Source organism: Myxococcota bacterium (assembly GCA_035498015.1).
Classification (GTDB): domain Bacteria; phylum Myxococcota_A; class UBA9160; order SZUA-336; family SZUA-336; genus VGRW01.
Window position 1 is genome coordinate 1 of the sequence record DATKAO010000206.1, and the last position, 3,906, is coordinate 3,906.

The 3,906-nt window shown below is 72.5% G+C and carries 5 protein-coding genes; 2 read left to right on the top strand and 3 right to left on the bottom strand.

Annotated features, from left to right (window positions below; genetic code table 11):
- Positions 1–720, bottom strand: a 720-nt coding sequence (locus VMR86_18275; protein ID HTO09002.1) for a sigma 54-interacting transcriptional regulator, incomplete at its 3' end; no start/stop codon positions are given.
- A 245-nt stretch (positions 721–965) separates the two neighbouring features.
- On the opposite strand from VMR86_18275, the gene VMR86_18280 reads away from it, so the two are divergent.
- Complete coding sequence (locus tag VMR86_18280) at positions 966–1,322, top strand: cupin domain-containing protein (protein ID HTO09003.1); 357 nt, start codon at positions 966–968, stop codon at positions 1,320–1,322.
- On the opposite strand, the gene VMR86_18285 is transcribed toward VMR86_18280, so the two are convergent.
- Entirely contained in the window at positions 1,298–2,215 is a 918-nt protein-coding gene (locus VMR86_18285) for a sulfotransferase (GenBank protein HTO09004.1), read from the bottom strand. The genes VMR86_18280 and VMR86_18285 overlap by 25 nt on opposite strands.
- Before the next feature lie 83 nt (positions 2,216–2,298).
- Between VMR86_18285 and VMR86_18290 the strand changes: the two genes are divergently transcribed.
- Positions 2,299–3,564 carry a glycosyltransferase gene (locus tag VMR86_18290; protein HTO09005.1) on the top strand — a complete coding sequence of 422 codons (1,266 nt, stop codon included), beginning with the start codon at positions 2,299–2,301 and terminating at the stop codon, positions 3,562–3,564.
- Here VMR86_18290 and VMR86_18295 read toward each other — a convergent pair.
- The coding region (locus VMR86_18295; GenBank protein HTO09006.1) for a hypothetical protein at positions 3,495–3,906 on the bottom strand (412 nt) is incomplete at its 5' end. The two genes, VMR86_18290 and VMR86_18295, sit on opposite strands and share 70 nt — an antisense overlap.

Here is a 3,906-nt window from a genome sequence, read left to right on the forward strand (position 1 = left end):
GATCGTGCCGCCGTTGGCGATCTCGAACTTGCCGAGCTTGCGCTTCTGCGCGCCGGTGAACGCGCCCTTCTCGTAGCCGAACAGCTCGCTCTCGAGGAGCTCGCTGGGCAGCGCGGCGCAGTTCACCTTCACGAACGCGCGGCGCGCGCGGCGCGAGCGCGCGCAGATGGTGCGCGCGACGAGCTCCTTGCCGGTGCCGCTCTCACCGCGGATCAGCACTGTGATGTCGGTGTCCGCGACGTGGTCGATCATGCTCTCGACGAGCCGCATCTTGCGGCTCTGGCCCGCGAACAGCGGCGGCGGGGCGATGCCGCCGTCGGCGAAGCCGATGCGGCCGGCCTCCTCCGCGGCGCCGCGCTGCAGCGCCTTGCCGAGCGCGGCGTCGAGCTCTTCCGGCCCGCACGGCTTGCGCAGGAAGTCGGCCGCGCCGAGCCGCACCGACTCGACGATCGCCTGGGTGTCGCCGGTCCCGGAGAGCACCAGCACGGCCAGCCGCGGCTGGTGCGCGCGCAGCGTCCGCAGCGTCTCGAGGCCGTCCATGCCCGGCAGCCCCAGGTCCAGCGTGACCAGGTCGGGGCCCGTGCGCTTGGCCTCCTCGATCGCCTCCTCGCCCGAGCCCACCGCGATCGGCGCCAGCCCGCGCGAAGTCATGAACGCGGCGAGCCACTCCCGCGCGCTCGTGTCGTCATCGACGATCAGGACTCTCTGCGGGGGCTTCATGGGTGGGGCTCGCACGACTGGGGGGTAGAAGGCGGAGAGCCGGCAACCGGCCTCGCGAGAAGCCTTGCGACGAGCGTGCCAAGTATACCCCCGGCACAACCCCCCGGACTCCGCCCAAGTGGAGCCCGAGCTGCGCACGTGGGTAGACGCGGGGCACAAAGAAAACCTCATTTGCACACAGGCAGGAACCCGGCAGGAGCGGCCGTGTTCCGGCTCCCGGGACCCCGTGCTACGCTGCGCGGCCGATGTCGCGGCGTGTCGAAAAGCCCTGGGGCCACGAGGAGATCTGGGCCGAGACCCCGCGCTACCTGGGCAAGATCCTGGCGATCAAGGCAGGCAAGCGGCTGTCCCTGCAGCTGCACCGGCAGAAGGACGAGGCGATCTACGTCCTGCGCGGGACGCTCCGGCTGACCCTGGAGAACGACGCCGGCCAGCTCGAGGTCACCGACCTCGCGCCCGGGTCGAGCCGGCGGATCGTTCCCGGCCGGCGCCACCGCTTCGAAGCCGTCGCGTCGGACTGCGAGCTCTGCGAGGTGTCGAGCCCGGAGATCGACGACGTCGTCCGGATCGAGGACGACTACGGGCGCGCGCCCGCTTCGTAGCCCAGCTCGCGCATCCGCTCGCCGGCCTGGGCGAGCATGGCAGCGATCCGCTCCGGCGGCTCCTCGCGCCAGCGCTCGACGTTGGGCACGAAGCCCTTCGACGAGCTGGCCTTCACGTCCTGCAGCCCCGCCCAGTGGTCGTGCGGCTGCTCGTGGAAGCGCAGGACCTGCGGCTCCCATGGCTCGCCGAGGAACGCGAACAGCCGGCGCGCCTCGGCCTCCGGGTCGGCCACCAGCTTCTCGTAGAAGAGCTCGAGCACGCGCCCGGGATGGCGCGCGGCGAAGGCGCGCATCACACCGCACTGTGTCGCCCAGTAGCGCGCCGCGCCGGCGAAGCGGTCGCCGCCGCACACGGCCACGTGCGGCTCGGCTTCGGCGATGTCGGGAATGCGCGCGATCGAGCAGGCCGAGTCGAGGCCGTGGCGGTACACGAACACGTACTGGCAATCCGGCCCGAACACGGTCTCGATGAAATCGAGGCAGTCGACGTAGGACGGCGTCTTGTCGGCCCAGCGCGGCTTCTGGTGGCTGGCAGCGTACATCTCGAAGAAGTAGGCCGCGTGCTCGCGCGCGCGCGCGACCACGTGGTCGCGTGCGAAGCCCATCGCCTGCAGGCCCTCGAGCGCCTTGCGATCCTCGAGCAGGCGGCTCTCGGGCAGGAGGAAGAACGATTCGGGCGGACAGGCGATCCGCGAGTGACTGTCGAGGATGAGCCGGACCAGCGTGGTGCCGGAACGGTGCACGCCGATCACGAAGATCGGCCGCTCGCCGCGCGGGCGCGCGGCGGGCGCGACGATCTCCCGCCGCGTGCGCTTGGTCTCGTCCAGCAGCGCGCGGGTGAGCCGCTTGCCGAAGGAGATCAGCCGGGCCGACAGCGGCTCCTTCGCGCTCACGGCCGGCCTCGTTCGCGCCCGCCACCCGACTTGACGCGGGCGCGGCCCGCCGCGACGTTCGCCCGCGGGCAGGGAGGCGGAGTTTGTCGGGGGCCGAGCGCGAGACCGACCCGGCCGTCGTGGCGGTGATCGGCGGTGTCTTTCCCATCCCGCCCGAGGCCGGCACGCCGCGTCCCTTCCAGCTCCTGAAGCGGCTCGCCGCGCGCACCGCGGTGCACCTGATCGGCGTGGTGCCCAACTCGCCCGAGGAGTGGGAGCGCTTCCGCGAGCACCCCAGCTTGCGCGGCGTGTTCGCCTCGCTGACGCCGTTCTACCGGCGCACCGACGTGCCGTCGCTGGCCAAGTTGCGCACGCTGCTCTCGGGTCTGCCGCTGTTCGACCAGCGCTACCGCGATCCCGAGGTGCTCGCCGCCGCGCAGGCGCGCGCCCGCGCGCTCGCCCGCGCGCACGCGCCGGCCGTCTTCTATTGCTGGGAGCGCGACACGCTGCAGTACGTGCCGCGCGAGTTCCGCCGCTCCACGCTCTGGGACCTGGTCGACGCGCCGGTGCTCGCCACCGAGCGGCGGCTCGCGATCGACGAGATGCTGCCGACCTGGGAGCGCATCAAGATGCGCGTCGCGCTCGTCCCGCTGCGCCGCTTCGAGCGGCGGGCGCTGCTGCAGGTGGGCTGCGCTTCGTTCAACTCGAGCGCCGACCTCGCGACCGTGCGCGCACGAACGCCCGCCGCGCCGCTCGTCACCGTGATCGACGGCGGCGACGCCGAGTACTTCTCCGCCGAGCAGGTGGCGCCCGACGTGAAGGAGGCGACCGCCGAGCTGATGTTCTTCGGCAATCTCGCCTACCCGCCCAACGCAGACGCCGCGCTGCACCTGGTGCGCGACGTGATGCCGCTGGTCTGGCGCGCGCGGCCCGACGCGCGCGCGGTGATCGTCGGGCCCGAGCCACCCGAGCTGCTCACCGCCCTCCAGGACGCGCGGCGCGTGATCGTGACCGGCTTCGTGCCCGACGTGCGCCCGTACCTCGCGCGCGCCACCGTGGTCGTCTCGCCGCTGCGCTTCGGCACCGGCATGAAGAACAAGCTGCAGGCCGCGCTCGCGATGGGCCGCGCGATGGTGGCGAGCCGGGTCACCTGCGAAGGCTTCGACCTCCTGCAGGATGGGGTACACGCGCTGGTGGCGGACGGCGCGGCCGAGACCGCGCGCGCCGCGCTGGCGCTGCTCGACGATCCGGCCCGGCGCCGCGCCCTCGGCGCAGCGGGTCGCGAGTTGATCCGCACGCACTACGGCTGGGACGCCGCGGCGGGGGTGCTGTGGGAGAACCTGCGCCATCTCGGCCCCGCCACGGGCTGAGCCAAGGGAGCTTCCGCGACGGCGAAGCGCTCGACGTACCCGCGCGCACACAGCGCGTACAGCACCCAGAAATACGCCGAGATCTGCTTGGCGTAGAGGAACGAATCGGTCGACAGGCTGGCCACCATCACGTGCGCGCCGCTGGCGAGCAGCACCGCGCCCAGCTGGTATTCCGGCGAGTCGGAGCGCCACAGCCGCCGGCCGCAGCGGAACACCGCCCACGCGAGCCAGGCGAACGAGGCCAGCCCGATCAGCCCGTTCTCGGCCGCGAGCTTCACGACGATGTTGTGCGCGTCCTTGGCCTGGAAGAAGCCGTAACGCGCGCCCATCTCGGGCGCCCGG